We start from the raw sequence: 26,771 nt of genomic DNA, 5'->3' as shown, positions 1-26,771 counted from the left end.
GATTGGCGCGAGAGGGACGGGAATGACCGCCCTGCCCATCCATGCCGTGCTGCCCGAACTGCTGGCCCATCTGCGCGAGGGCAGCAACGCCGTGCTGGTGGCACCGCCGGGCGCGGGCAAGACGACGGCGGTGGCGCCCGCGCTGTTGGAGGAACCCTGGTGCAGGGGGCAGGTGCTGCTGCTTTCGCCCCGGCGGCTGGCGGCCCGCGCGGCGGCGGAACGGATCGCCGAACTGATGGGCGAGCAGCCGGGCGGCACGGTCGGCTATGCGACGCGCATGGATTCCAGGCAGTCGGCCAAGACCCGGCTGCTGGTGCTGACCGAGGGTATTTTCGTCCGGCGCATCCAGGACGATCCGGAGCTGTCGGGCGTATCCGCCGTCCTATTCGACGAAGTGCATGAGCGCAGTTTGGACAGCGATTTCGGGCTGGCGCTGGCGCTCGATGCCCAGGCCGCATTGCGCCCGGACCTGCGCATCCTGCCCATGTCGGCGACGCTGGACGGGGCGCGGTTTGCCGCGCTGCTCGACGGCGCGCCGCTGGTGGAGAGCGAGGGCCGCATCCAGCCGCTGGAGCTGCGTCATGTCGGACGCGCGGCGGAAAGGCGGATCGAGGATGAGATGGCGGCGACGATCCGCCGCGCGCTGGACGAGGAAGCGGAGGGCGACCTGCTCGCCTTCCTGCCCGGCGTGGCGGAGATCGAGCGGACCGCGGAGCGGCTGGACGGCATGGGGGTGGAAGTCCACAGGCTGCATGGATCGCTCGATCCCGGCGCGCAGCGGGCGGCGATCCGGCCTTCGCGCGAGGGGCGAAGAAAGGTGATCCTGGCCACCTCGATCGCGGAAACCAGCCTCACCATCGACGGCGTGCGGATCGTGGTCGACAGCGGGCTGGCGCGGCGGCCGCGCTACGACCGGGCGGCGGGCGTGACTCGGCTGGTGACGGAGCGGGCCAGCCAGGCGGCGGCCACCCAGCGCGCCGGGCGCGCGGCGCGGCAGCGGCCGGGCGTCGCCTACCGGCTGTGGGAAGCGGCGGCGACGGCCGGGATGCCCCCCTTCGACCCGCCGGAGATATTGGAGAGCGACCTTTCCAGCCTGATCCTGGACTGCGCCCTGTGGGGGGTGAGCGATCCGGCAGGTCTGCGATGGCTGGACACGCCCCCGGAGGCGGCCGTGAGCGAGGCCCGCAGGCGGCTGACGGTGCTGGAGGCGCTGGACGCGGACGGGCGGATCACCCCGCATGGCAAGGCGCTGGCGCGCCTGCCGCTGGAGCCGCGCATCGGCCATATGCTGGTGCGGGCCGGGGAGATGGGCCTGGCGGAGAGCGCGGCGGAGGTCGCCGTGCTGCTGGGCGAGCGGGGCGTGGGCGGACAGGACACGGACCTGTCGCAGCGCCGGACGCGCTGGCGGCGGGAAGGCGGGAAGCGCGCGGATGCCGCGCGGGCGATGGCAAGGCGGTGGGCGAAGCTGGTTCCGGCGGGCCGGCCGGGCATGGCGACGGAGCATGAAACCGGGCTGTGCCTGGCCCTTGCCTTTCCCGACCGGGTGGCCAGGCGCCGGTCGGCCGAAGGCGCCGACTGGGCGAGCGTCGGCGGGCGCGGCTTCCGGCTGGACCCGCTCAGTCCGCTGGCCCGCGAGGAATGGCTGGCGGTCGGCGAGGTGCAGGGCAGCGCCGCCGGTGCGCGCATCCTCTCCGCAGCGCCGGTCAGCGAGGCGGAGGTGGTGCAGCTTTTCGGCGCGCGGATCGCCGAGCATCGCACCGTGCGGTTCAGGCCGGCCAATGGCGGAATAGAGGCCCTGCGCGAACGCCGCCTGGGCGCGGTCAGGCTCTCCTCCGGCTCCGACGACCGGCCCGACCCGGACGCGGTGGTCGCGGCCCTGGTCGACGGAGTGCGCCAGGGCGGGCTGGACCTGCTCCCCTGGTCGGACGCCGCCCGGTCGCTGCGGATGCGCGCGGAATTTGCCGGGGTGGATGCGCTGTCGGACACGGCGCTGATGGAAACGCTCGACGAATGGCTGCCCTCGCTCCTGCAGGGCAGGCGGCGCCTGTCCGACATCGACCGGTCGCAGCTTTCCGGCGTGCTCGAGGGCCTGATCGGCTGGGACGGCAAGCAGCAGGTCGACCGGCTCGCCCCGCCGGAATTCCGTTCGCCCGCGGGCAGCACCCATGCGATCGACTATGCCGCCGAAGGTGGGCCGCGCGTCGAGCTGCGGGTGCAGGCGCTGTTCGGCCTTGGCGATCATCCGGTGGTCGGCAGCCAGCGCATTCCGCTGGTCCTTTCGCTGACCTCGCCCGCGGGGCGGCCGATCCAGACGACGCGCGACCTGCCCGGATTCTGGGCCGGGAGCTGGAGCGCCGTCGCCAAGGAGATGCGCGGCCGCTATCCCAGGCATCCCTGGCCCGACGATCCGGCGGGCGCCAACGCCACCTTGCGCACGAAACGCGCCGATCCCCGCGCCAAGCCTTGACTTGTGCGCGCCCTCTGGTGCAACGCAACGCCAAATTCCCCTTCAGGAGTCCTCCACGCGATGAGCGCGCGCATCTATCAGATCCAGAAGAACGCCCTGCAATCCGGCAAGGCGCTGACCCATAAATGGGTGCTGGAATATGCGCCCGCCGAAGCCAAGCAGCCCGATCCGCTGACGGGCTGGGCCGGTTCGGGCGACATGAAGCAGCAGATCCGGTTGAGCTTTTCCTCCGAAGAGGCGGCGCGCGCCTATGCTGAGCGGGAGGGCATTGCCTACAGCGTGATCCCGACGGCGCCCAAGACGCTGAAGATCCAGGCCTATGCGGACAATTTCCGCTAGGTCCGGTTTCGTTACGTCCAGCCCAGGGCCAGATCGGCGGCCAGCGCGACGAAGCTGGCGGTGACGCCGGTCAGGAACAGGCGGTAGGCATAGCCCAGATAGCGATATTTGCGCCGCTGAAGCACCTGCCCGTTCTGATACATGTCGCGCAGCATGGCGCGGCACAGCGCCTCTTCATCCGCGACTAGCCGCATCATCCGATCGCTGAACTCGGCTTCGCCAAGACTGGTGAAGATGCCGAAGAACAGCAGATTGTCGCTCTCCTCCACGGGCCCCTTCGGCCGGCTGACGCTGGGCAGGACGGCCAGGATCGCGCAGGTCGCGGCGAGAAAGACGCCGACCGCCAGCAACGCGACCGGGATCATCAGCCGGCCCGACCGCAACTGCGCCACCGACAGGGTGAAGACGACCATCGACGCGCCGATCAGCATGTTCGCCTTCTGATCGGCCATCTGGCTCAGTTGCATGTTGGTCTGCACCGCCGTCCGCAGCAGATGGATGGCATTGGGCACCGGAACGATCCTGGCGTCGGACATCTTTCCCCCTCCTCCCCTTTTTGGCGACAGTCATGCCCGATTGCCGCCTTATTCCCTTGCCAAAGAGCGGCGATCGAGGGCAAAAGCCGCCCTTTCACGGAAAGCACCACGGATAATGACGGATCGCCAGCAGATTTTCGACAGCGTTGTGAACCAGATCACGCCTTTCAACAAAAAGGGCGTGGAACTGAGCGAGGCCACCACGTTCGCGGGCGATCTGGAATGGGACAGCCTGACCGTGATGGATTTCGTGGCGGCGATCGAGGATGAATTCGACATCATCATCACCATGAACATGCAGGCCGAGATCGAAACCGTCGGCCAGCTCGTGGATGCGGTGGCGAAGCTCAAGGGCTGACGCCGCCCGACTTTCTTTCCTGGTGCAGGCGACAGCGCCTGCCCGTTCGCGTAACGTCTGCCGGGCCTTGCCCCAGACCATCGCCCTTGCCGTTATTGGGACGCTGACATGACGACCGAAACCCGCGACCTGTTTTCCAAATTCGATCCGCTGATCGCCGAGCGCGAGGCGCTGCTGGCGACCGGCGTGCGCGACCCCTTCGCGATCGTGATGGACGAGGTGAAGTCACCGACCCAGGCGGTGATCAAGGGCAAGGACACCATCCTGCTGGGCACCTATAATTATATGGGCATGACCTTCGACCCGGACGTGGTCGCGGCGGGCAAGAAGGCGTTGGACGATTTCGGCGCGGGCACGACCGGCAGCCGCGTGCTGAACGGCACCTATCAGGGGCACAAGGAAGTCGAGGACGCGCTCAGGGACTTTTACGGCACCAGCGGCGCGATGGTCTTTTCGACCGGCTATCAGGCCAACCTCGGCATGATCTCGACCCTTGCGGGCAAGGGCGATTATGTCGTGCTGGACGCGGACAGCCATGCCTCCATCTATGACGGCTGCTTCCTGGGCGACGCGGAAATCGTGCGCTTCCGCCACAACAGCGTCGAGGATCTGGACAAGCGCCTTGGCCGCCTGCCCGCCGAGGCGCTGAAGCTGGTGGTGCTGGAGGGCGTCTATTCGATGCTGGGCGACATCGCTCCCCTGCCCGACATGGTCGCCGCCGTGCGCAAGCATCCCAATTGCATGATCCTGGTCGACGAAGCCCATGGCATGGGCTTTTTCGGTCCCAATGGCCGGGGCGTCTATGAGGAGCAGGGGGTCGAGAAGGATGTCGATTTCGTGGTCGGCACCTTTTCCAAGTCGGTCGGCACGGTGGGCGGCTTCTGCGTGTCCAACCATCCCAAGTTCGAGGTACTGCGCCTCGTCTGCCGTCCCTATGTCTTCACCGCATCGCTGCCGCCCAGCGTCGTCGCCACCGCCGCGACCAGCATCCGCAAGCTGATGCACGCGGGCGAGAAGCGCGCCCATCTGTGGAAGAACAGCCAGCGGCTGCACAGGGGGCTGACCGACCTGGGTTTCAGGCTGGGCACGGAAACGCCGCAGTCCGCGATCATCGCCGTCATCCTGACCGACCAGGCTCAGGCGGTGGCGATGTGGCAGTCGCTGCTGGAGCTGGGCCTCTACGTCAACATGGCGCGTCCGCCGGCAACGCCCGCGGGCATATTCCTGCTGCGCTGCTCGCTGTGCGCCGAGCATAGCGACGAACAGGTCGAGCAGATCATCGGCATGTTCGAAGCAGCGGGCAGGGCGACGGGAGCGATCGGTTAATCGCTCCCTAACCCCGTCCGAGCGACCGGGCGAGCCATTAACGCGACGGATTCCTCCATTAAATTGGAACTTTCCACCTGCGTCATTTCTCGCTTAATGTTGTTCGTCTAGTGTAACTGCCGATGTCGGACGGGTTTTTCATGGACGAACAGGCGACGGGGTGGCGCGCGGCGATACGCCGTTTCCTGCCCCTGGTGCTGGTCATATTGCTGGTGGGGTCGCTGGGCACCTTGCTCTACAGCGCCAGCCATGCCGCGCAGGACCATGAGCGCGCGCTGAGCGAACAGCGCCGCAGCCTGGAGATCATCGCCCTCGCCCGCGCGTTCGAGGCGAAAACGGCGCGGGCGGAAGTGACGCTAGCGCGCTATGTGATCAGCCTCGATCCCGACACCGGCCGCCTGTTCCAGGACCAGTGGCGGACCGCCGCCAGCCAGTTGAAGACGCTGGCATACACCACCCGCCAGTCCGGCTGGCAGCGCGGCAATGTGCTGGCGTTGCAGGCGGCGTTCGAGCAGCGCGGCAAGACGTTGAGCGAAATCGGGCTGCGCACGACCTACGACCAGAAGATGGGGGCGCTCGCGCAATTCCATCAGGCTGGCAAGTCGCGCGACCTGATGCGCATCACGGCCCTGCTGGACAATGTCATCCAGGCGGAAAATGCGCGCTTGCAGGAACGCAGCGAAGCGGTGTCGCTGGCCGGGGACCGCAACGCCTGGTTCGGCAAGACGTCGCAACTGTTCGGGCTGGTGCTGCTGGTGTGCGTCCTGTTCGCGCTCTGGTTCGCCAACGCCGCCTATAGCGAGCGGCGCAACGCGCGGCGGCAGGCGGACAATGAGGCCGAGCGCGCCGACCGGCTGGAGGAAGCGGTGGCAAGCCGCACGGCCGAACTGTCGGACGCCTATGAACAGTTGAAGAAGGAAACCGCCGAGCGCGCCGTCGCCGAGGAAAATCTGCGCCAGATGCAGAAGATGGACGCGGTGGGGCAGCTGACCGGCGGGATCGCGCACGATTTCAACAATATGCTGGCAGTGGTAGTCGGCGGGCTGGAACTCGCCAAGCGCAAGCTGCGCCTGAAGCCGCAGGAGGCCAGCCGTCATCTCGACAATGCGATGGAGGGCGCCAATCGCGCCGCCGCGCTGACCCGCCGCCTGCTCGCCTTTGCGCGGTCCGAGCCGCTGCTGCCGAACATGATCGACCCCGATCTGCTGGTGTCCGGCATCGGCGAGCTGATCGACCGGTCGATCGGCGACCAGATCACCGTGGCGTTCGAAAAGGAAGCGAAGGGCTGGCGCATCTTCGTCGACCAGCATCAGATGGAAAACGCCATCCTGAACCTGTGCGTCAACGCCCGCGACGCGATGGACGGCCCCGGCCGCCTGGTCATTCGCACCGGGCAGGTGCATCTGGCCGCCCATGAGATCGGCGAATGCGCCGAGGGCGAATATGTCATGCTGACCGTCTGCGACAATGGCTGCGGCATGACGCCCGAAGTGCTCTCCCGCGTGTTCGAGCCTTTCTTCACGACCAAGCCGGTCGGCAAGGGCACCGGGCTGGGCCTCAGCCAGATTTTCGGCTTCGTGCACCAGAGCGACGGCGAGATCCGGATCGAGTCCGAAGTGGGCAAGGGTACGAGCGTCCACATCTACCTGCCGCGCCATATCGGCGAAGAGGGCGAAGCCGCGATGGACGCGCATCTTCCATCGGCCGAACCCGTGCTGCATCCCCCCACCCGCATATTGGTGGTGGAAGATGACCCGCGCGTGCTGAACCAGACGATGGCGGCGCTGGCGGAACTGGGCCATCTGCCGGTCGCCTGCGATCATCCGTCCAAGGCGGCCAAATTGCTGACGAGCCATCGCGACATCGGCCTGATCGTGAGCGACGTGCTGATGCCCGACATGACCGGGCCGGAGATGGTCCGCACCCTGCCCGCTGCCTATGCCCATGTGCCGGTGCTGTTCGTGACCGGCTATGCCGGGGACACGGCGGAAAGCGCGGACTTTGGCGGGCATGAGGTGCTGCGCAAGCCCTATACGCTGATGGCCCTGTCGCACGCCCTGTCGCACGCCCTCAGCGGATCGCACCACCCCGGAACAGCCGCGGCAGCAGAGTGAGCGCGCCGACCAGCGGCCAGCGCCGCTGCCAGGGCTTGATCGCGATCTGCGTTCCGGCGTGGCGGTTGATCTTCCACGCCAGATAATCGATGCCGCCCGCATAGGTGAAGCTGGCCTTGGCCAGCCGGATCACGGAGAGCCATTTGCCGCGCCGCTGGAGCCGGCGCCAGCGTGCGGGCGCATCCGGCGGCGGGGGCGGCAGGCCCTGGGCCAGCGCGGCCTGCCCGAAGCGGCGATAGCGGTCGGGGTCGGCATCGACGATGGAGAGGGACCGGCCCTTCCGTTCGGCCCTGAGTTCGGCATTGTAGGTGAGCGCAAAGCCGGTTTTCCACAGCGTCAGCGCGTCGCCCTCCCCCTCCGCCATGGGCCGGGCGAGCGAAAGCAGCGTGGGCGTGGCGCTGGCGACGGCGCTGATCGCGCGTTGCCGGGCCAGGTCGTCCGCCGCCCAGAGCAGCCGGGCGGGCTGGGCAAAGCGCGCCCAGACCGAGACATTGTCCGCCGCCGGGCTGTTCAACCGGGCGAAGTCGGCCTCCGACAGCACGGCATATTTGGCGATCAGACCGCCATGTTCGAACGGGAAGACATTGGGCGGGATGAGGCGATTGGCGGCCGCAAGCCAGCGCTTGCCGTAAGCCGCGCGATAATCCGACACGATCAGGTAGAAATCGAGCATCAGCCCGTCGAGATTCTTTTCCCGCAGGCAGGAACCGTAGAACAGCACCGCCCGCGAGGCGCCGGGATATTGGGCGGCAAGCGCCCCGGCCATGGCGGCGGCGCGGGGATCGGCCGGACCGGCGAGTTCGGCGGTGACGAGGGAAAGGAGCGTGTTGGGCATCGGTCCTGCTTCGGCGGTCCCCATTTTCCGCGAAGGCGGGAGTGGGTTCGACCATCTGATCTGGACTCCCGCCTTCGCAGGAGCACAGCCGTCTTTCAATCCCGCCGGCGAAAAAGCAGCGACAGGTTGTTGGCGGGCATTTCGGCCAGGCGGTCGAGGCGCAGCCCTTGGGCATCGGCGGCGGCGATCACATCTTCCATCCGGCGCAGGCCCCATTGCGGATCGCGCGCCCTGAGCGACGCATCGAAGGCGAGATTGCTGGGCGCCGTCGCCACCCCGTCCCGCAGATAGGGGCCGTAGAGATAAAGCAGGCCACCGGGCGGCAGGCACGCCCCCGCTCCCCGCAGCAGGCCAAGCGTCGCGGCCCAGGGCGATATATGGACCATGTTGATGCAGAGGATCGCGTCGGCGCGTTCCACCGGCCAGGGCGCTTCGGCATCGAGCCGGATCGGCGGGTGGAGATTGGCGAGCCCCGCCTCTTCCCGCCAGGCGGCGATGGAGGCCAGCGCCGCGGGATCGGGATCGCTGGGCTGCCAGTCGAGACCCGGGAAGGCGGCGGCGAAATGGACCGCATGTTCGCCGCTGCCGCTCGCCACCTCCAGCACCAGGCCGGAAGATGGCAACGCGCCGCGCAAAATCGCGAGAATGGCATCGCGGTTGCGCCCGGTCGCCGGGGCATGGCGCTTGCCCCCCGCGACGGGACCGGAACCGGCTTCCCACGGTTCCGGCCGGCCCGTCATTCGGCCGCCTGCGCCAGCGCCGGTTCGGTCCAGGTGAGCACCGGCTTGCGCGCGGCCAGCGTCTCGTCGAGGCGGCGGCGCGGGGCGAAATAGGGCGCGCCCTTGAGCGCCTCGTCCCCCGCCTTGGCGCGTTCGGCAAGGCTGCGCAGCGCCAGGATGAACTGGTCGAGCGCGGCCTTGCTTTCCGTCTCGGTCGGTTCGACCAGCATCGCGCCATGGACGACCAGCGGGAAATACATGGTCATCGGGTGGAAGCCCTCGTCGATCAGCCCCTTGGCGATGTCGAGCGTGGTGAAGCCTTCGGCCAGCCCCTTGTCGCTGAACAGCGCCTCATGCATGCAGGGGCCGCTGCCGCCGAAGGGCGCGTCCAGCACATCGTCCAGGCTGCGCAGGATATAGTTGGCGTTCAGCACCGCGTCGCTCGCGACCTGGCGCAGGCCGTCCGCGCCATGGCTGAGGATATAGGTCAGGGCACGGGTGAACATGCCCATCTGGCCATGGAAGGCGACCATCCGGCCGAAGGTCTGGGCGTGATGGTCCTCCGCCGTTTCCTCCTCGACCAGCACGAACCTGTCGCCCTGCTTTTCGACGAAGGGCAGCGGCGCGAAGGGGGCGAGCGCCTGGCTGAGCACCACCGGGCCGGAGCCGGGACCGCCGCCGCCATGGGGCGTGGAAAAGGTCTTGTGCAGGTTGATGTGCATGGCGTCGACGCCCAGGTCGCCGGGGCGGACCCGGCCGACGATGGCGTTGAAGTTCGCGCCGTCGCAATAGACGAAGGCCCCGGCGGCATGGACCGCGTCGGAGATCGTCTTCATGTCGCGCTCGAACAGGCCGCAGGTATTGGGGTTGGTGATCATCACCGCCGCGACGTCCGGGCCGAGGCGGGCCTTGAGCGCTTCGAGGTCGACACGGCCGTCCGGGGTCGCGGGAATATCCTCCACCTTGTAGCCGCAGAAGGCGGCGGTGGCGGGGTTGGTGCCGTGCGCGCTTTCGGGCACCAGGATGACGCTGCGGGCGTCGCCACGGGCTTCGAGCGCGGCGCGGATCGCCAGCAGGCCGCACAGCTCGCCATGCGCGCCCGCCTTGGGGCTCATCGCGACCGAATGCATGCCGGTCAGCGTCACCAGCCAGGCGGCCAGTTCATGGATCACCGCCAGCGCGCCCTGCACCGTCGATTGGGGTGCAAGCGGGTGGAGGTCGGCGAAACCGGGCATCCGCGCGACCTTTTCGTTAAGGCGCGGATTATGCTTCATCGTGCAGGAGCCGAGCGGGAACAGGCCCAGGTCGATGGCGTAATTCTGGCGGCTGAGACGCGTATAGTGGCGCACCGTCTCCTGCTCCGACAGGCCGGGCAGGCCGATGCTGCCGGTACGGGCGAGACTGCCGAGGCGGCTGGCCACCTGGGGCGCTTGCGCGAAATCGACGCCGGTGGTGTCCGTCGATCCGATCTCGAAGATCAGCGCTTCCTCCAGCATCAGGGCGCGATTGCCGGTGGCGGTCACGGGGGCCTCGTCGGCTTCGGCGACGGCTTGCGGCGCGGTGGGGCGGCCTTCCTTCAGCATGGTCATGCCAGTTCCTCCTCAAGCGCCTTGGCAAAGGCTTCGATATCCTCGGCGGTCACGGTTTCGGTGACGGCGACGACCAGGCCGTTGCCGATCCCCGGCGCGTCCGGGAACAGGCGGCCGAGCGAAACGCCGCCCAGCACGCCCTTGTCGGCGAGGTTGCGGACGACTTCGCGCGCGTCCTTCGAAAGGACCAGCGTGAATTCGTTGAAGAAGCTGTCGTTGAGCAGCCTGACGCCGGGAACCTGCGCCAGACGGTCGGCGGCCTGGACCGTGAGCGCATGGTTGAGGGTGGCGAGTTCGCGCAGGCCCCTTTCGCCCAGCAGCGTCATGTGGATGCTGAACGCCAGTGCGCAGAGGCCGGAGTTGGTGCAGATGTTCGACGTGGCTTTCTCACGCCGGATATGCTGCTCGCGGGTGGAGAGGGTCAGCACGAAACCGCGCTTGCCCGCCGCGTCCACCGTCTCGCCGCAGAGGCGGCCGGGCATCTGGCGGACATATTTCTGCTTGCACGCGAAGAGGCCCAGATAAGGCCCGCCGAACTGGAGGCCGACGCCGATCGACTGGCCTTCGCCGACGACGATGTCCGCGCCCATATGGCCCGGCGCCTGTATCGCGCCCAGCGCGACCGGCTCGGTGACGACCGCCACCAGCAGCGCGCCAGCCGCATGGGCGGCGTCGGCGAGCGGGGTGAGGTCGGCGATGCGGCCCAGAATATCGGGATATTGGACGACGACGCAACTCGTATCCTTGTCGATCCCGGCGATCAGCGCATCGATGTCGGTGGCGGCGTCGAGCGTCGGCGCCGCATGCACCAGCGCGTCGCCGGTGAACTTCGCCATGGTGTTGGCGACCGAGACATAATGGGGATGCAGGCCGGAGGAGAGGATCGCCTTGCCCCGCCTGGTGATGCGGCGGGCCATGCCGATCGCTTCCCAGCAGGCGGTCGAGCCGTCATACATGGACGCATTGGCGACGTCGCAGCCGAGCAGGCGCGCGACCTGGGTCTGGAATTCGAACAGCACCTGCAGCGTGCCCTGCGCGATTTCCGGCTGATAGGGGGTGTAGGCGGTCAGGAACTCGCCGCGCTGGATCAGATGATCGACGCTGGCGGGAACATGATGCCTGTAGGCGCCCGCGCCCAGGAAGAAGGGCGCTTCCCCTGCCGACAGGTTTTTCCGCGCCAGAGCCGCCATGTGACGCTCGACCGCCAGTTCGCTGGCATGATCGGGCAGGCCGGCGATCTTGCCGGACAGGCCGGCCTCGGCGGGGACGTCCACGAACAGGTCGTCGACCGACGACGCGCCGATGACGGACAGCATGTCCTGCCGGTCGGCGTCGGTAAGGGGTAGGTAGCGCATTCTGACTCCTTCTCCTCTCCCCTTTCAAGGGGAGGGGCCGGGGGTGGGGACTGACCGCCGGACGCGGCGCCTGGGGCGGTTCCCCACCCCAACCCCTCCCTGAAAGGGAGGGGCTATTTGTTGCTTAGAGCGCGGCCACGAACTTCTTGTAGGCGGCCTCGTTCATCAGGCCGTCCAGCTCGCTGGCGTCGGCGATGCGCAGCTTGAAGAACCAGCCGTCTTCCTCCGCATCGCTGTTCACCAGCGCGGGTTCGTCCTCCAGCGCGCCGTTGGTTTCGATCACTTCGCCGGAGATCGGCGCATAGACGTCGGAAGCGGCCTTGACCGATTCCACGACGGCGGCGTCGTCGCCCTTTTCGAAGCTGGTCCCCTCGGCGGGCAGTTCGACGAACACGATGTCGCCCAGCTGCTCCTGCGCATAGTCGGTGATGCCGACGGTGGCGATTTCGCCCTCGACATCGATCCATTCATGTTCGTCGGTGAAATAACGGCTCATACTACTCTCCCCTCGGAAAGAATAAAATCAGGCTTTGCGGCGGTAACGGTGGGGCACGAACGGCATCGGCGCGACGGTGGCGGCGATGCGCTTGCCGCGCACCTCGATTTCCAGCGCTTCGTCCAGCCCGGCATGGGGCAGGCTGACCCAGCCCATGGCGATCGGCGCGCCCACGGTCGGCGCGAAACCGCCGGACGTGACCTCACCCACCAGCACGCCGCCCGCATAGATGGCGGCGCCTTCGCGGGCGGGCAAGCGCCCCTCGATCTTCAGCCCCACGCGCTTGGAACCCGGCCCATCGGCCAGTTCCTTCATCACGCGGGCATGGCCGATGAAGCCGCCCTCCTCGCGGCGGCGCTTCTGGATCGCGAAGCCCAGGTCCGCGCCGATGGTGCTGACGGCGGGCGTCAGGTCATGGCCGTAGAGCGGCAGCCCCGCCTCCAGCCGCAGCGAGTCCCGCGCGCCAAGGCCGATCGGCTTCACCTGCGGCAGTTCGCACAGCGCATCGGCCAGCAGCGCCACATCCCCGGCGGGCACGCTGATCTCGAACCCGTCCTCGCCGGTATAGCCCGAACGGCTGATCCACAGCGGCACGCCGCGCCAGGTGAAGGGGCCGGATTGCATGAAAAGCAGATCGGCGGTCTCGGGGATCAGGCTGGCCAGCGCCTCACCGGCTTCCGGCCCCTGCAGAGCGAGCAGCGCCTGCTCGTCCATGTGATTCATCACGACTTCATCGGGCAGATGCTCGATCATCCAGCCGATATCGTCATATTTGGTCGCGCCGTTGACGACCATATAGATGTCCGCGCCATCGAAGGCGTCCCCGCCCAGGCGCGACACCATCAGATCGTCCAGAATCCCGCCCTCTTCATCGAGCAGCATGGAATAGCGCTGGCGAAACGGCTTCAACCCCTTGATGTCGCTCGGCAGCAGATGTTCCAGCGCCTCGTCCACGCCCTCCCCCGAAAAGCTGAGCTGCCCCATATGGCTGACGTCGAACAGCCCGGCATGTTCGCGGGTCCAGGCGTGCTCGGCCATGATGCCTTCATACTGGATCGGCATATGATAGCCCGCAAAGCCGACCATGCGCGCGCCCCTGGCGCGATGCCACGCGTCCAGCGGCAACGCCTGCAACGGCAATTCTTCTTCGATATGGGCGATGTCGTCATTGCCTGACATGGGCGGCCTTTCCGTGCGGGTTACCGGCGACAAACGGCAAGTCCGGATTCGGACTCATCCTGCCTGCCACCCCCTCTGTCACGGAACCTGAGAGCTTTGACCACCGGTCATTCGACCGGATGGCTTACCCCTTCGGTGGGACGGCCTGAACCGTCCGCTTTCCAGAGTGCCTGCCCATGATGCGGTCCTTTGGCCTGAGAGATTCCGGGGCGGTTGCTCCTTCGGCGACGGGGTGGCCTGCAAGGCTTCCCATGCTCTCCCGCATCAAGTCCGGACCCGAATCCTCGTGCCCGGCGACATTTTTTGCATTGCGTGAAACCGGGCGCGACGTCAATCGCTCAATCGGCGCCTTCCTCTTTTGCCAGCCGTTGCGCGAGGATCCGGGCGGACTGGCGCAGTTCGTCCAGGCGCGCATGGGCCGACGCATCGGCCAGCACCAGCGCGCCCAGCCCCTCCTCCCCCTCGAACAGGCGCAAAAACCGTTCGACACCGGCGAAATTGGAATCCGCGACCAGATGGCGGATCAGGTCGATCCGCCCCGACCAGAGCCGGTCGCCATTCGCCCGCAGCAGGTTGGCAAGGTCTTCGAGCTTGGCCGCGAGCGCGGCGATCTGGGGGTGCAGCGGCATCAGGCCATCTCCAGCTTGCCGAAAATTTCGGCATGGCATTTTTCGGCATAGCGGTCGGTCATGCCGGCGATGAAATCACCGATATGGCGGCTGCGCCGGGGTTCGGACGCCACGCAATCGCCGCGCCACAATTCGGGCATCAGCCTGGGGTCCGCCTGATAGGCGCGGAACAGGTCAGTGACGATCACCCGCGCCCGATCCGCCGCCGCCAGTTGCGAGGGGTGATGGTAGAGCGTCGCATACATGAAGCGCTTGAGGTCACGCTCCTGCGCCGCCAGTTCGGGCGAGAAGCCCACCAGCGTCCGCCCGGCGCGGCGGACCTCGTCGACGGTCTCGACGCCCGATTCCGCGATGTTGGCGCGGGTCGCAGCGATCAGGTCGTTGGCCATCACGCCGATCTGCTCGCGCACCAGCTCACGCAGCAGCCGATCTTCGGGCACGTCGGGATAGCGGCCGCGCACCCGATCCCAGCAGCCTTTGACGAGCGGCACCGAAAGAAGCTGCTCCAGCGTCAGCAGCCCCGCCCGCAGGCCATCGTCGATATCGTGATTGTCATAGGCGATATCGTCGGCGATCGCAGCCAGTTGCGCCTCCAGCGAGGCATGGCTGGCAAGGTCGAGCGGGAACAGATGATCGACTTCCCGCATCGCCCAGCCAGGCTTTGTGACGGGACCATTATGCTTGGCCAGCCCCTCCAGCATTTCCCAGCTGAGGTTCAGCCCCCGGAAGCGCGGATAGGGGCTTTCCAGCAGCATCAGCGTACGCAGCGTATGGGCATTATGGTCGAAGCCGCCATGGTCGTCCATCGCCGCCTCCAGCGCATCCTCGCCCGCATGGCCGAAGGGCGGATGGCCGATATCATGGGCAAGGCAAAGCGCCTCGGTCAGATCCTCGTTCAATCCCAGCGTGCGCGCGATGGTGCGGCCGATCTGCGCGACCTCCAGGCTGTGGGTCAGGCGGACGCGGAAATGATCGCCGTCGGGCGAGACGAAAACCTGCGTCTTGTGGCGCAGGCGGCGGAAGGCGATGCTGTGGATGATGCGGTCGCGGTCGCGCTGGAATATGTCGCGGGGACCGCGCATCTCTCCGCCCGCTTCGGCATGGAGGCGGCCCCGGCTGGCTTCGGGGTGGGAGGCATAGGGCGCGAGCATCGTCATGCCCCGCCCTCTAGTCGGACGGCAGCCGTTCGACCACCTCCCCCGCATCGCTTTTCCACGCAAACGCGTCGGCGCCCGCCGATTTCAGCTTGTCCTCCAGCGTCTTGGCGCGGGTGAAGCTGCTGAACGGTCCCACGAGCAGGCGATTGGTCCGCCCCCAACCGGCGACCCAGGCATCCTGCGGCGCCAGCGAGTCGTATTTCCTGCGCAGCCCCTTCATGGTGAAGGCCAGAGCGCCCTTGTTGGCGCCGGTTCCGACCTGAAGCCAGTTGCGCGAGGGATTGGCGGCCAGCCGCGCCTTTTCCTCGGCGGCTTTCTTCTTCTCCTCGGCCAGTTGCTTCGCCTTGGCGTCCGCTTCGGCCTTGGCCTTGGCGGCGGCCGCCTTCCTGGCCTTTTCCGCGGCGGCGGTGGCGGCCGCCTCTCGCTCGGCGCGACGGGTGGCCTGGATTTGCGCGACCTCCGCCAGATCGACGGCCGCCACATTCGACTGGCGCTCGGCCTCCGGCACGTCGATGGCGCGGATGATGTCGGCCAGGCTGCGCGTGACCGCGGGGTCGATCTGCGGCTGAGGCGCGGGTGCGGGTGCAGGCGGCGCTGCCTGCGCGGCTAGGGGGGGCGTCCGGGACGCGGCGGGCGGCTGCGCTGCGGGAACCGCCGGTGCCGATGCCTGGGCCAGCGTGATGGCATTGAGCTGGCTCGACGAGGCGGGACGGCTGACGGGCGGCGACGCGACATTCGGCGCCGAATCCGATCCGGGCGCTGGCGGTCCCTGAACATTCGAGGCGGAAGCCGCAGGCGCCGATGACGGGAGGGTTTCCGGCCGCGTCGGGGCCGGCTGGGTGGGCGTTGGTTGCGTTGGTGTTGGTTGCGTTGGTGTTGGTTTCAGGGGCGCCGGTTGCGATGAGGTCGGGCGCTGAGGCATTGTTTGCGCCTGGGTTTGCGCCTGCGTTTGCGCCTGAGCCAGGGTCGCGGCGCCCGCTCCGTTACGGCGTGCGCGACGCTCCTCCCGCGTGGGCTTGGCGGGTGGCGGGGTCTGTGCAACCGGGGTCTTGGCTGCCGCGGCCGGTTCGGGATGCGCGAAAGCAGGCGGCGTCGGCGTGACCGCCGCGATCGTCGTCCCGACATTGGCAGGAAAATGCCCGAAATGGACCGCCGCCGCCTTCTGCGCCGCGGTCAGATAGGGCATTTTCTGCATATAGGGGATGATCGCGCTGGCCAGTTGCGCAGGCATGGTCTGCTCGGCGATCTTCTTGGCGTCCGCCTGCCGGTTGTTCATCGCCAGGATGAAGGCCCGATATCGCCACGCGGCCCGGTCGCTCTTGTACAGCAGCGGTTTCAGCACCCGTTCCGCCGCATCCACCTGCCCCGATATCCCCAGCGAGGCGGCGTAGCGATGGGTCAGTTCGACATCGTCCGGCTGTCGTTGCAGGGCCGCCTGATAATCGCGCTGCGCGCCCGCCTGATCTCCGGTCATGTCCTTCGCCAATCCGCGATCCGCCAGCAGCGACGCTTCGGGCGCTCCCAGACGGACAGCCTCGTCGAACAGGCGCAGCGCCTCGGCGGGATTCTGGTTCTTCAGCATCACCCGGCCGAGACCGGCCTTCACCCTGCCATTATTGGGCGCAAGCGTGTCGGCGCGGGCGAAGAAACCGGCGGCGGCCCGCGGATCGTCCATATCCAGCGCAGCCTCCCCCGCGCCGATCAACGCATTGAGATCGCGTGGATTGGACGCCAGACGGGCGAGATTGCTGTTGAGACTTTCGGCGCTGGAAGGCCGGATCGCCTGCACCTGGGCAGGCTGCGCCAGGACCGGTTGCAGGGGCGCGGTTCCCGCTAGAAGCAGCCCGCCGAGAATCCGAATGTCGTAACGTCTCACAGCGATCCTTTAGCGGATGGAGGCGGGGCAAGGGAATATGTCGAAAGAAAAAGCGCGCCCGGTTGCCCATGGCAGCCGATAGCGCGCTTTTCCGGTCGATGTGGAGCGGTTTACTGGTTGCTCTGGCGGTTGAGGAACCGCGGGATATCCGGGGCCGATGCGCCGTCCTCGCTGGCTGCGGCGCCCTTGTCCGCGCCGCGGGTCAGGCCCGCCATGCGTTCGAACAGCGTGCCGCCGGTGGCGACGCGCGGCGCCGCTTGCGGAGCGGGAGCCGGAGCAGGCGCGGGGGCCTCTTCCGCTTCCTCCGCGCCAAGCAGCAGTTCATCCTGCGAGGGATCCTCGTCGGAGAAAACGGCGGCCGGACGTGGCGGCGCGAACGGCGGGGGCGCCTTTTCGGCGGCCGGGGGGCTGAGCGGAGCGGGCGCGGGCGCCGCCGGCACGTCCAGTTCCAGCGTTTCGGGTTCCGCCTCGGGCGCAGCGACGGCAGCAGGCGCGGGAGCCGCAGCCGGCTTCGGGGCGGCGGCGCCGGGCACCGCAACGGCCGGGCGGCTGGCGAAGCTGAACGGCTGGGTCAGCGGCGCGGCATGGGCGCCTGAATCGCTGTCGATGCCGGTGGCGACCACCGACACCCGGATCTTGCCGTTCAGATTGTCGTTGAAGGCCGAACCCCAGATGATGTTCGCGTCCGGATCGACCAGTTCGCGGATATGGTTGGCGGCTTCGTCGACTTCCATCAGGCGCATGTCGTCGCCGCCGACGATGGAGACGATCACGCCCTTGGCCCCGCGCATCGACACGCCGTCTAGCAGCGGGTTGGCGATCGCCTTTTCGGCGGCCTGGAGCGCGCGGCCGTCGCCTTCGGCTTCGCCGGTGCCCATCATCGCCTTGCCCATCTCGCCCATCACCGAACGGACGTCGGCGAAGTCGAGGTTGATGAGGCCCGGCATGATCATGAGGTCGGTGATGGAACGAACGCCCTGCTGCAACACCTCGTCCGCCATCTGGAAGGCTTCCTTGAAGGTGGTGTTGGGGTTGGCGATCAGGAACAGATTCTGGTTCGGAATGACGATGAGGGTATCGACATGCTTCTGCAGTTCTTCAATGCCCGCCTCGGCCGACTTCATGCGGCGATTGCCCTCGAAGGTGAAGGGCTTGGTCACGACGCCGACGGTCAGGATGCCGCGATCGCGGGCGGCCTTGGCAATGACGGGAGCCGCGCCGGTGCCGGTGCCGCCGCCCATGCCCGCGGTGATGAAGCACATATGCGCGCCGTTCAGCGCATCTTCGACCGACGCGATGGTTTCTTCGGCGGCCGCCTTGCCGATTTCGGGGCGCGAACCGGCGCCAAGCCCCTCGGTGATCTGCGGGCCAAGCTGGATGCGCCGCTCGGCGGGCGAGCTGTTGAGCGCCTGCGCATCGGTATTGGCGACGATGAAATCCACGCCCTCGACCGAGGCGGCGATCATGTTCGCGATGGCGTTGCCGCCCGCGCCGCCGACGCCGATCACCGCGATGCGTGGCTTCAACTCGTCCACATGCGGTGGGCTGATTTCAATGCTCATAAATTCTAGCTCCCTCCAGCTTCGATGTCGTGAGCGAAACTGTCATCGAAGGTTAATGCAACAGATAATGGTGTATTTCACCAGCAAATTTCGTCTGACCTGCGTTTATTTCAATAGTTCGTCTTCATCGCCTTGACCATTCTCTGCCACCAGGCTGGCGCACCAATACGATGAACCGTCTGAGGAGCGGGCGCTATCGTTCTAAGATCAACCGGGTTTGAAGCGCCGTAAAGCGCAAGGCCGGCCAGCGTCGCGAAGGCCGGGCCGCTATGCGCTTCGGGCAGCGCGGCAAGGCCACGGGGGCGCCCGATGCGCACCGCGCGACCCAGGGCGCCCTGGGCATAGTCGGCAATGCCCTTCATTTCCGCGCCGCCGCCGGTCAGCACGACCTGCCGCCCGGTCGGCGTGTTGAAGCCCATGCCCGCCAGCGCCGCGTTCACCTCCACCATGATCTGGTTCAGCCGTTCGCAGATCACCGCGACCAGCGCGGCGCGGGTGATCTTGCCGCCGTCGGCATTGGGTCCGGCGCTCTGCCCCGGAATGGCGACGTCGCCATGAGGGGCGGCGATCTCGATCATGTCGCGGAAATCGCGGCGGTTCTGCATGGCCGAACCATAGAAGCATTTGATCCGTTCCGCCTGGCTGCGGCGAATGCCGAAGGCCGAGGCGATGTCGTCGGTGATGTCGGACGCGCCGATCGGGATGCTGTGCAGGCCCACCAGCATGCCGCCCGCATAGAGCGAGACATTGGTGACGCCCGCGCCCAGTTCCACCAAGGCGACGCCCAGGTCCCGCTCCTCTTCGGACAGGCAGGCAAGACCGGTGGCGATCGGGGACGCGACGATGCTGTTGACGTTGAGATAGGCCCCGCGCACGCAGAGGTCGAGATTGGCGAGCGGCGCGCCGTCGGCCAGCACCACATGGATATCGACGCCCAGCAGGTCGGCATGCATCCCCAGCGGCTTCTTCACCGGCACGCGGCCATTGATGGTGAAGCAGGTCGGCTGGGCGTGCAGGACCACGCGGCCATCGGGATCGATCCCCTGCTGGCCGGTGGTCAGAAGATCGTCGATATCGGCCTGCTCGACGCGGTAGCCGCCCATGTCGCGCTCGACCGTGACGACGTCGCTGACCAGCGAACCGCCCGAAAAGCTGACCCAGACATCCTCGATATTGGTGCCCGCGACGCGCTCGGCCTGCTCGACCGTTTCGCGCACGGCGAGTTCGGTCCGCTCCATATCCGCGATGAAGCCGCGCCGCACGCCCCGGCTCTCGCGCTGGCCCGTGCCCAATATCGCCAGTTCGCCGGCTTCGGTGCGCCCCGCAATGAGCGCGGACACCTTCCACGATCCGATGTCGATCGCGGTGACGAACTTTTCGACCTTGGGTTGGGCCATGGCGTCAGCCTTCCTCCCCCTTGGCGGGCGCGGCCGCGCTCGTCGCCGGCTTTTCGCCGGACGGGTCCGCCGCCGGCCTTTCGGGCAGGCGCAGGATGAAGCGGTCGGGATCGCGCATGTCGAACTTGACGATGCCCCGGCCCAGCAGGCGGTTGACGCCGTCCATCCGCGCGAAATTGACCAGGGCCGTGGCCGACGGCTTGTCCCCTTCGGGCAGGGACAGCGTCTCGCCCGACTGGAAGCGCAGGTCCCAGCGGCGGTTCCCGACCCAGGTCGCGCCAGCCAGCATCGGCTTGAGCGCCGGGGCATTCTCCATCAGCTTGTTGAGGCCCGCCGTCTGAAGATTGGCGTTCGGTCCCACCACCAGCGGCAGGTCGGGCATCGCGCCCGCCGAGACCGACTGCAGCACCACGCCCTGCACGTCGATCAGCTGCAACTGGCCGTCATGCTGCCAGACGGCGACCGGATCGCGCTCGACGATGTCGACCACCAGCGTATCGGGCAGGCGGCGGGAAATGCGCGCGTCCTTGACCCAGCCGAGCTTCAGCATGTCGTCGCGCACCTTGGGCAGGTCGAGCGCGAGCATGGAGCGGCTGACCTGCCCCAATGCGATATTGTAGATGGGCAGTTCGTCCATCCGCTCAACGCCGCGCACCTCGACCTTTTCGACCTCGAAACCGGCGTTGGCGGCGAGTTCGGACGCCTTTTGCCCGGCCATGGCGGGAAGGCCCAGCAGCATCGCGACACCGGCCAGCCCCGCCAGCACGATGCCGACGATCGCCCAGCTTGCCATGCGCTGGAGCGTCTCCTCGCTCACCGGCAGCATGGCGATCAGCCTGTCGATCCAGCTTCGGCGCTTGACCGGGCGGCTCCGCCCCGACGTGCTGCGGCCGCGCGCGCCGGTCGTGCGCGTCAACCGCGCCGTCCCGCCCCGGCGGATGCGTGCTTCAGCCATGCCCCACCCCCATTTGCGCCCCCTTTTGCGCGCCCTTCAACGCGTCCTCGACAATACGCTCCACCAACTCGGCATAGTCAATGCCCAGCTTAGCCGCCTGTTCGGGAACCAGGCTCAGGGGGGTCATGCCCGGCTGGGTGTTGACCTCCAGCAGGAACAGCCCCTCGATCCCCTGATCGTCGTCCCAGCGGAAATCGGAGCGCGAGGCGCCCTTGCAGCCGAGCAGCCGATGGGCGCGCAGGGCGATCGCCTTGCAGGCTTCCGCTATCTCATTGGGGATGTCCGCCGGGCAGACATGTTCGGTCATGCCGTCGGTATATTTGGCGTCGAAATCATAGAAGCCGCTTTTAGGCCTGAGTTCCGTCACCAGCAGCGCCTCGTCGCCCAGCACCGCGGTCGTCAGTTCCCGGCCGCGAATATAGGGTTCGGCGAGCAGCTCGTCGAAATGCAGCCATGGCCCCTCGACATCGCGGCCGATGGGCGAGCCATAATTGCCGTCCCGCGTCACGATGGCGACGCCGACCGAGCTGCCCTCATTGACCGGCTTCACCACATAGGGGCGCGGCAGGGGATCGGCTTCGAACAGGCTTTCGCTCTTCACGATATGGCCCCCGGGCATGGGGATGCCATGGGGGACCAACGCCTGTTTGGTGAGCTGCTTGTCAATGGCGATGACCGAGGTCGCAAGGCCCGAATGGGTGTAGGTGAGACCCATCAGGTCCATCATCCCCTGCACCGTGCCATCCTCGCCGGGGACGCCGTGCAGGGCATTGAACACCACCTCCGGCCTGGTTTCGGAGAGGCGCAGGGCCACATCGCGGTCCATGTCGATGCGCGTGACCCTGTGGCCGCGCGATTCCAGCGCCCTGGCGACGCCCTCGCCCGAAGACAGCGAGACGGGCCGCTCGGCGGACCAGCCACCCATCAGGACGGCAACATGCCAAGGACCACGGCTCACTTCTTCACTCCTGAAAGCTTTTCCCGAACGTCGTCGGCAAACCTTCCGACACGCTGTATTTCCCATTCGAGGTCAATGCCGGACTTTTCCTTCACCCGGCGGCGGACTTCCTCGCCCAGGGCTTCGATGTCCGCGCTGGTCGCGTCACCCAGGTTGAGGAGGAAATTGGTGTGTTTCTCCGAAACCTGCGCTCCGCCCCATTGCAGGCCGCGGCATCCGGCTTCGTCCACAAGCTGCCAGGCCTTGTGGCCGTCGGGATTCTTGAAGGTCGAGCCGCCGGTCTTGCTGCGCAGCGGCTGGCTTTCCTCGCGGGCGGTGGCGATGCGGTCCATTTCGGCCTGGATCGCGGCGGGTTCGCCCGGCACGCCCCGGAAAACCGCGCTCACGACCACCGCGCCGTCGGGCAGGCTGCTGTGGCGATAGCTATAGCCCAGCGCATCCAGCGGCAGCGTGACCCTCTCGCCGGAGCGCAGCACGACATCGCATTCCACCAATATGTCGCGGGTTTCGCGGCCATAGGCGCCGCCGTTCATCCGCACGAAGCCGCCGACCGTGCCGGGGATCGAACGCAGGAACTCCAGCCCCGCGATCCCCGCATCGCGCGCGGTCGAGGAAACGAGAATGCCCGAAGCCCCTCCCCCGCAGCGCAGCGCCGTCGCATCGACCTGCTCCACCTTCGTGAAGGGCTTGCCGAGGCGTATGACCACGCCGGGAACGCCGCCGTCGCGCACGATCAGGTTGGAGCCGAGCCCCAGCGCCATCACCGGGACCGCCGGGTCCAGATCATGCAGAAAATCGGAGAGGTCAGCCGCATCCTTCGGCTCGAACAGCCATTGCGCGACCCCGCCCGACTTGAACCAGACGAGCGGCGCCAGCGGCGCATCGGCCCTGAGCGAGCCGCGAACCGAAGGAAGGGACGTTGCCGCCAGCGTCAATCGCGCATCCCCCAGAGCCGCATCCAGCCCTTCATCGCCTTCATGCCCGCTTCGCCCGCCTGATGGGCGGCCATGCCCGCTTCCACATTGCGCTGGGCCGCATCGACCATCTGCTGCGCGGCCTCGATACCCTGCATCTGGACATCGATCATGCGCTTCTGCATTTCCAGGCCGACATTGAACAGCTCAAACATCAGGCCGCTTCCCCCCGATTGCTTGGCCCCGCCACGGCGGAGGCAAGCCCCGCCGCCCATTTGGTGATGTCCCCCGCGCCCAGGCAGATGATCATGTCGTCGGCCTGGCAATCGGCGGCGATCACGCGGGCAAGCTCTTCGGCGCCCTCGATGGTCGCGGCATGGCGGTGGCCCCGGCGCTTGAGACCGGCCACCAGTTCGGCGCTGTCCACCCCCTCGATCGGCTGCTCGCCCGCAGGATAGACCGGGGCGGCATAGACGATATCGGCGTCGTTGAAGGCCTGCTGGAATTCGTCCATCAGGTCGCGCAGGCGGGTGAAGCGATGCGGCTGGACCACGGCGATGACACGGCCTTTCGCGCCTTCGCGGGCGGCGGCGAGCACCGCCCTGATCTCGACCGGATGGTGGCCATAATCGTCGATGACCGTGGCGACGCCGGTTCCGGCGGGGATTTCCCCGACCTTGGTGAAGCGGCGCTTCACCCCGCCGAACTTGGCGAAGCCGGTCTGGATGGTCGCGTCGTCAATGCCCATCTGCAACGCCACGCCGATCGCCGCCATGGCGTTCAGCACGTTATGCCGCCCCGGCATCGGCATTTCGATGCCCTCGATGCGGCGGATCGACCCGTCGCGCTCGCGGATCTGCACGTCGAAGCGGTTGCCGCCGGGGATGGGCTGGACATTCTCGCCGCGAATATCGGCCTGCGCCGAAAAACCATAGGTGACGATGCGCCGGTCCTGCACGCGCGGCAGGATCGCCTGCACTTCGGGATGGTCGAGGCAGAGCATTGCCGCGCCGTAGAAGGGCACATTCTCGACGAACTCGACGAAGGCATCCTTCACCTTGTCGAAGCTGCCATAATGGTCGAGATGCTCGGGGTCGATATTGGTCACGACCGCCAGCGTGCCGTCCAGCCGCAGGAAGCTGCCGTCGCTTTCGTCGGCCTCCACCACCATCCAGTCGCTCTTGCCGAGACGCGCGTTGGAGCCATAGCTGTTGATGATGCCGCCGTTGATGACGGTCGGGTCCACCCCGCCCGCATCCAGCAGCGCCGCGACCATGGAGGTGGTCGTGGTCTTGCCATGGGTGCCCGCCACCGCGACGGTGGATTTGAGGCGCATCAGCTCCGCCAGCATTTCCGCGCGGCGGATGACGGGGACGCGCCTTTCCAGCGCGAGATCGACTTCCGGGTTCCCCTTCTTGATCGCGGTGGAGGTCACGACCACGGCGGCATCGCCTAGATTTTCGGCCTTGTGGCCGATCATCACCGATATGCCCTTCTTGCGCAGCCCCTCGACTACATAGCCTTCGGCGACGTCGGACCCCTGAACCCTGTAACCCAGATTGTGCATCACTTCGGCGATGCCGGACATGCCGATGCCGCCAATGCCGATGAAATGGATCGTGCCGATGTCGGTGCCGACACCCTTCATGCGGGAACTCCCTGGAGATTGAGGCTGGTCGGCGTCGGGCCGACCTTGAGCGGATCGTTCATGATGGGCGCGGGGCCGATGCTTTCCAGCAGGTCGGCCATGTCGCGCGCCGCATTGGGGCGGCCGCAGGCGCGGGCGCGCCGGGCGGCATTCTGCAGCGCGCCGGGTTCGAGCGCCATCTTCTGCATCTGCTTGGCGAGTTCGACCGCGGTGAAGCGCGCCTGCGGAATGGTGCGGGCACCGCCCGCCTCGGTCATTTCGCGGGCATTGGCGGTCTGGTGGTCGTCCATGGCGCTGGGCAGCGGGATCAGGATCGCCGGACGGCCGGCGCAGGTCAGTTCCGCCAGCGTCGAAGCGCCTGCCCGGGCGATCACCAGATGCGACCAGCCCAGCTTTTCCGGCACATCGTTGAAATAGGTCGCAAGGTCCGCCGGGATTTCGAGGTCGGCATAGAGCTTGCGCACCCGCTCGATATCCTCGGCACGGCATTGCTGCGTCACCTGCAGGCGGCGGCGGAGGCTGAGCGGCAACATGCCGAGGCCGTCGGGCACCACGCTGGAGAGGATCGTCGCCCCCTGGCTGCCGCCGATCACCAGCACGCGGAACACGCTCTCATCGGTCAGCGCGGGAAATTCCTCCTCGCGCAGCTGCTTCACTTCCTCACGCACCGGATTGCCGACCAGATGGACCTTCCCGGCATATTTGTCCTTGAGCCGCTCGACCTCCGGATAGGCGGTCGCGATCGCATCGACCCGCCCGGCGAGATAGCGGTTCACCCGGCCCAGCACCGCATTCTGCTCATGGATCGCGGTCGGGATGCCGTCGGCCAGCGCACCCAGCAGCGCGGGCATCGCGGGATAGCCGCCGAAACCGACCACGGCGGTGGGACGGAACGTCTCGTTCAATCGCCGCGCCATGGCCCGGCCGGACAGAATGGCATTCAAGGCGCCCGGCCAGCTCTTCGGATTCTTGGTCAGGCGCCCGGCGGGCATGACATGGACCTGTGCCTTGTCGAAAATGCCGGGAATCTTCGCGCCGCGCTCATCCGTCACCAGCGCGACATGATGGCCGCGCGCCATCAGTTCCTCGGCGACGGCGTGCGCCGGAATCATATGACCACCCGTCCCGCCCGCGGCGAGGACGAAGTGTCGGGAAATGCTCATCGACCACTCCATTTGACGACCGTGTGCCGGCCCATGAAGGGGTTGCGCCGCGTGAATGCGAGCAACAGGCCGACGCCGATGCAAAGCGCCAGCATAGAGGAGCCGCCATAGCTGATAAAGGGCAGCGTCATGCCCTTGGACGGAAATATCTGGGCATTGACGCCCATGTTGATGATCGCCTGAAGCCCGAACTGGGTGGTGAGGCCCGCCGCCGCAAGGATGGTGAAATTATCATCCTCGTCCAGCATCCGCAGGAACACGCGCACGACGATGGCCAGATAGACGCAGGCAATGCCGATGCAGGCGAGCAGACCGAATTCCTCCCCGATGACGGAGAAGATATAGTCGGTATGCGCTTCGGGCAGGCGGAACTTGGCCTGGCCGCCGCCCGGCCCGACGCCCAGGAAACCGCCATGGGTGATGGTGCGGAAGGCGAGTTCGGTCTGGTCCGGCCCCATGTCCTGCGCGACGCCGATGCCGAGGAAGTCGTTGATGCGCTGGCGGCCATTTTCATAGAACATATACATCAGCACCAGCCCGCCCAGCCCGGCGCCCGCCAGAACGCCGATGGCCCGCATCGACACGCCCGACAGCAGCAGCAGCCCCGCCCAACAGGCAAGGAAGATCACCGTCTGGCCGAAATCCGGCTGCTTCATCAGGATCGCCGCGATCAGCGCCGTGGTCGCGCCGGTAAAGGGTATCACCGGCAGCGTCATGTCCTTGCTGCGCAGGGACAGCAGCCAGGCGACGGTCACGACATAGACCGGCTTCAGAAACTCCGAGGGCTGAAAGCGGAAGCCCGGCAGGTCGATCCAGCGCTTCGCCCCGTTCACCGTGGAACCGAGCACCGGCACCAGCAGCAGGGCGATGGCGAAGACGACGCAGAGGCCGACCGCCAGCCGCTTTGCCTGCGTGCGCGGCAGCATGGAGATGACCAGCATGATCGGTAGGCCGATGAACACCCACATCAGCTGGCGGTAGAAATAGATGAGCGGCGTCACCGAAACCGTGCTGGTGGACCGGTCGATCGCCGCCACGGGCGAGGCGGCCGCCACCGCGACCAGCCCGATCGCCATCAGCGCGACGATCAGCGACAGCAGCACGCGGTCGATCTCCCAGAACCAGATGGCCAGCGCCGTGCGCTCCCGCGGGACGGTGCGGTTCCTGAACTCCCTGACCAGTTCACCAGCTCTGGACAT

The 26,771-nt window shown here is 67.2% G+C and carries 24 protein-coding genes and 1 riboswitch; of the genes, 5 read left to right on the top strand and 19 right to left on the bottom strand.

The features are described 5' to 3' along the window. Positions 1-22 precede the first annotated feature (22 nt). Together hrpB and MJ601_RS07650 are read left to right on the top strand one after the other, a co-directional pair. The gene (gene hrpB / locus MJ601_RS07655) at positions 23-2,467 is read left to right on the top strand and encodes an ATP-dependent helicase HrpB (RefSeq protein WP_242124994.1); all 2,445 of its coding nucleotides are present in this window, start codon (positions 23-25) and stop codon (positions 2,465-2,467) included. A 60-nt stretch (positions 2,468-2,527) separates the two neighbouring features. Next, on the top strand, positions 2,528-2,806 hold the full coding sequence (locus MJ601_RS07650) for an ETC complex I subunit (protein WP_242124992.1): 279 nt from the start codon (positions 2,528-2,530) through the stop codon (positions 2,804-2,806). 11 nt (positions 2,807-2,817) lie between these two features. Here the strand turns inward: MJ601_RS07650 and MJ601_RS07645 are convergent, their stop codons facing one another. Beyond that, positions 2,818-3,342, bottom strand: a complete 525-nt coding sequence (locus tag MJ601_RS07645; protein WP_242124990.1) for a Pycsar system effector family protein — start codon at positions 3,340-3,342, stop codon at positions 2,818-2,820. Between the two features lie 115 nt (positions 3,343-3,457). Here MJ601_RS07645 and MJ601_RS07640 point away from each other — a divergent pair, with 115 nt between their 5' ends. From MJ601_RS07640 to MJ601_RS07630, 3 genes are all read left to right on the top strand, one after another. Further along, positions 3,458-3,700, top strand: coding sequence for an acyl carrier protein (locus MJ601_RS07640; RefSeq protein ID WP_242124989.1), 243 nt, complete (start codon positions 3,458-3,460; stop codon positions 3,698-3,700). A gap of 108 nt (positions 3,701-3,808) precedes the next feature. Beyond that, positions 3,809-5,026 (top strand): serine palmitoyltransferase, encoded by a 1,218-nt coding sequence (gene spt, locus MJ601_RS07635; protein WP_242124987.1) that lies wholly within the window; start codon positions 3,809-3,811, stop codon positions 5,024-5,026. A 122-nt stretch (positions 5,027-5,148) separates the two neighbouring features. After that, entirely contained in the window at positions 5,149-7,140 is a 1,992-nt protein-coding gene (locus MJ601_RS07630) for an ATP-binding protein (protein ID WP_242124985.1), read from the top strand. On the opposite strand, the gene MJ601_RS07625 is transcribed toward MJ601_RS07630, so the two are convergent. The 18 genes from MJ601_RS07625 to MJ601_RS07540 all read right to left on the bottom strand — a co-directional run bounded on the left by MJ601_RS07625 (position 7,097) and on the right by MJ601_RS07540 (position 26,771). Then, positions 7,097-7,975, bottom strand: coding sequence for a hypothetical protein (locus MJ601_RS07625; protein WP_242124983.1), 879 nt, complete (start codon positions 7,973-7,975; stop codon positions 7,097-7,099). The two genes, MJ601_RS07630 and MJ601_RS07625, sit on opposite strands and share 44 nt — an antisense overlap. 95 nt (positions 7,976-8,070) lie before the next feature. Further along, positions 8,071-8,715, bottom strand: a complete 645-nt coding sequence (locus MJ601_RS07620; protein WP_242124981.1) for a DUF938 domain-containing protein — start codon at positions 8,713-8,715, stop codon at positions 8,071-8,073. Next, positions 8,712-10,283, bottom strand: a complete 1,572-nt coding sequence (gcvPB, locus tag MJ601_RS07615) for an aminomethyl-transferring glycine dehydrogenase subunit GcvPB (RefSeq protein ID WP_242124979.1) — start codon at positions 10,281-10,283, stop codon at positions 8,712-8,714. The genes MJ601_RS07620 and gcvPB overlap by 4 nt, the downstream gene beginning before the upstream one ends. After that, a complete protein-coding gene (gene gcvPA, locus MJ601_RS07610) occupies positions 10,280-11,638 on the bottom strand; it encodes an aminomethyl-transferring glycine dehydrogenase subunit GcvPA (protein ID WP_242124977.1) in 1,359 nt (452 codons plus the stop codon). Before gcvPA ends, gcvPB begins: the two co-directional genes overlap by 4 nt. Positions 11,639-11,762: 124 nt before the next feature. After that, positions 11,763-12,134 (bottom strand): glycine cleavage system protein GcvH, encoded by a 372-nt coding sequence (gene gcvH / locus MJ601_RS07605; protein ID WP_242124975.1) that lies wholly within the window; start codon positions 12,132-12,134, stop codon positions 11,763-11,765. A 27-nt stretch (positions 12,135-12,161) separates the two neighbouring features. After that, entirely contained in the window at positions 12,162-13,313 is a 1,152-nt protein-coding gene (gene gcvT, locus MJ601_RS07600; protein WP_242124973.1) for a glycine cleavage system aminomethyltransferase GcvT, read from the bottom strand. A gap of 172 nt (positions 13,314-13,485) precedes the next feature. Continuing rightward, a riboswitch (glycine riboswitch) is annotated at positions 13,486-13,585 on the bottom strand. Positions 13,586-13,651: 66 nt separating this feature from the next. After that, positions 13,652-13,942, bottom strand: coding sequence for a hypothetical protein (locus tag MJ601_RS07595; protein WP_242124970.1), 291 nt, complete (start codon positions 13,940-13,942; stop codon positions 13,652-13,654). Beyond that, positions 13,942-15,099, bottom strand: coding sequence for a deoxyguanosinetriphosphate triphosphohydrolase (locus MJ601_RS07590; protein WP_242124968.1), 1,158 nt, complete (start codon positions 15,097-15,099; stop codon positions 13,942-13,944). Before MJ601_RS07590 ends, MJ601_RS07595 begins: the two co-directional genes overlap by 1 nt. 10 nt (positions 15,100-15,109) lie before the next feature. After that, positions 15,110-16,975, bottom strand: coding sequence for a tetratricopeptide repeat protein (locus tag MJ601_RS07585; protein WP_242124965.1), 1,866 nt, complete (start codon positions 16,973-16,975; stop codon positions 15,110-15,112). Positions 16,976-17,085: 110 nt separating this feature from the next. Beyond that, positions 17,086-18,537 carry a cell division protein FtsZ gene (ftsZ, locus tag MJ601_RS07580; protein ID WP_242124963.1) on the bottom strand — a complete coding sequence of 484 codons (1,452 nt, stop codon included), beginning with the start codon at positions 18,535-18,537 and terminating at the stop codon, positions 17,086-17,088. Positions 18,538-18,647: 110 nt separating this feature from the next. Further along, positions 18,648-19,934 (bottom strand): cell division protein FtsA, encoded by a 1,287-nt coding sequence (ftsA, locus tag MJ601_RS07575; protein WP_242124961.1) that lies wholly within the window; start codon positions 19,932-19,934, stop codon positions 18,648-18,650. 4 nt (positions 19,935-19,938) lie between these two features. Next, positions 19,939-20,889, bottom strand: coding sequence for a cell division protein FtsQ/DivIB (locus MJ601_RS07570; protein ID WP_242124959.1), 951 nt, complete (start codon positions 20,887-20,889; stop codon positions 19,939-19,941). After that, entirely contained in the window at positions 20,882-21,847 is a 966-nt protein-coding gene (locus MJ601_RS07565; RefSeq protein WP_242124957.1) for a D-alanine--D-alanine ligase, read from the bottom strand. The genes MJ601_RS07570 and MJ601_RS07565 overlap by 8 nt, the downstream gene beginning before the upstream one ends. Then, positions 21,844-22,782, bottom strand: a complete 939-nt coding sequence (gene murB, locus MJ601_RS07560; protein ID WP_242124955.1) for a UDP-N-acetylmuramate dehydrogenase — start codon at positions 22,780-22,782, stop codon at positions 21,844-21,846. Before murB ends, MJ601_RS07565 begins: the two co-directional genes overlap by 4 nt. Beyond that, positions 22,779-22,976: a hypothetical protein gene (locus MJ601_RS07555; RefSeq protein WP_242124952.1), complete on the bottom strand. Its 198-nt coding sequence runs from the start codon at positions 22,974-22,976 to the stop codon at positions 22,779-22,781. The genes murB and MJ601_RS07555 overlap by 4 nt, the downstream gene beginning before the upstream one ends. After that, positions 22,976-24,409 carry a UDP-N-acetylmuramate--L-alanine ligase gene (gene murC, locus MJ601_RS07550; RefSeq protein ID WP_242124950.1) on the bottom strand — a complete coding sequence of 478 codons (1,434 nt, stop codon included), beginning with the start codon at positions 24,407-24,409 and terminating at the stop codon, positions 22,976-22,978. Before murC ends, MJ601_RS07555 begins: the two co-directional genes overlap by 1 nt. After that, complete coding sequence (murG, locus tag MJ601_RS07545) at positions 24,406-25,572, bottom strand: undecaprenyldiphospho-muramoylpentapeptide beta-N-acetylglucosaminyltransferase (protein WP_242124948.1); 1,167 nt, start codon at positions 25,570-25,572, stop codon at positions 24,406-24,408. Before murG ends, murC begins: the two co-directional genes overlap by 4 nt. After that, a complete protein-coding gene (locus MJ601_RS07540; RefSeq protein ID WP_242124946.1) occupies positions 25,569-26,771 on the bottom strand; it encodes an FtsW/RodA/SpoVE family cell cycle protein in 1,203 nt (400 codons plus the stop codon). Before MJ601_RS07540 ends, murG begins: the two co-directional genes overlap by 4 nt.

This window comes from Sphingobium trunci, assembly GCF_022664535.1.
Taxonomy (GTDB): domain Bacteria; phylum Pseudomonadota; class Alphaproteobacteria; order Sphingomonadales; family Sphingomonadaceae; genus Sphingobium.
The sequence above is the reverse complement of the archived record's forward strand: the minus strand, read 5'-3'. Positions and strand labels throughout refer to the sequence as shown.

Bases quoted from the DNA above. Each gene is read 5' to 3' on its own strand.
- hrpB (WP_242124994.1), top strand. From the start codon at position 23: ATGACCGCCCTGCCCATCCATGCCGTGCTGCCCGAACTGCTGGCCCAT.
- MJ601_RS07650 (WP_242124992.1), top strand. From the start codon at position 2,528: ATGAGCGCGCGCATCTATCAGATCCAGAAGAACGCCCTGCAATCCGGC.
- MJ601_RS07645 (WP_242124990.1), bottom strand. From the start codon at position 3,342: ATGTCCGACGCCAGGATCGTTCCGGTGCCCAATGCCATCCATCTGCTG.
- MJ601_RS07640 (WP_242124989.1), top strand. From the start codon at position 3,458: ATGACGGATCGCCAGCAGATTTTCGACAGCGTTGTGAACCAGATCACG.
- spt (WP_242124987.1), top strand. From the start codon at position 3,809: ATGACGACCGAAACCCGCGACCTGTTTTCCAAATTCGATCCGCTGATC.
- MJ601_RS07630 (WP_242124985.1), top strand. From the start codon at position 5,149: ATGTCGGACGGGTTTTTCATGGACGAACAGGCGACGGGGTGGCGCGCG.
- MJ601_RS07625 (WP_242124983.1), bottom strand. From the start codon at position 7,975: ATGCCCAACACGCTCCTTTCCCTCGTCACCGCCGAACTCGCCGGTCCG.
- MJ601_RS07620 (WP_242124981.1), bottom strand. From the start codon at position 8,715: ATGACGGGCCGGCCGGAACCGTGGGAAGCCGGTTCCGGTCCCGTCGCG.
- gcvPB (WP_242124979.1), bottom strand. From the start codon at position 10,283: ATGACCATGCTGAAGGAAGGCCGCCCCACCGCGCCGCAAGCCGTCGCC.
- gcvPA (WP_242124977.1), bottom strand. From the start codon at position 11,638: ATGCGCTACCTACCCCTTACCGACGCCGACCGGCAGGACATGCTGTCC.
- gcvH (WP_242124975.1), bottom strand. From the start codon at position 12,134: ATGAGCCGTTATTTCACCGACGAACATGAATGGATCGATGTCGAGGGC.
- gcvT (WP_242124973.1), bottom strand. From the start codon at position 13,313: ATGTCAGGCAATGACGACATCGCCCATATCGAAGAAGAATTGCCGTTG.
- MJ601_RS07595 (WP_242124970.1), bottom strand. From the start codon at position 13,942: ATGCCGCTGCACCCCCAGATCGCCGCGCTCGCGGCCAAGCTCGAAGAC.
- MJ601_RS07590 (WP_242124968.1), bottom strand. From the start codon at position 15,099: ATGACGATGCTCGCGCCCTATGCCTCCCACCCCGAAGCCAGCCGGGGC.
- ftsZ (WP_242124963.1), bottom strand. From the start codon at position 18,537: ATGAGCATTGAAATCAGCCCACCGCATGTGGACGAGTTGAAGCCACGC.
- ftsA (WP_242124961.1), bottom strand. From the start codon at position 19,934: ATGGCCCAACCCAAGGTCGAAAAGTTCGTCACCGCGATCGACATCGGA.
- MJ601_RS07570 (WP_242124959.1), bottom strand. From the start codon at position 20,889: ATGGCTGAAGCACGCATCCGCCGGGGCGGGACGGCGCGGTTGACGCGC.
- MJ601_RS07555 (WP_242124952.1), bottom strand. From the start codon at position 22,976: ATGTTTGAGCTGTTCAATGTCGGCCTGGAAATGCAGAAGCGCATGATC.
- murC (WP_242124950.1), bottom strand. From the start codon at position 24,409: ATGAAGGGTGTCGGCACCGACATCGGCACGATCCATTTCATCGGCATT.
- murG (WP_242124948.1), bottom strand. From the start codon at position 25,572: ATGAGCATTTCCCGACACTTCGTCCTCGCCGCGGGCGGGACGGGTGGT.
- MJ601_RS07540 (WP_242124946.1), bottom strand. From the start codon at position 26,771: ATGTCCAGAGCTGGTGAACTGGTCAGGGAGTTCAGGAACCGCACCGTC.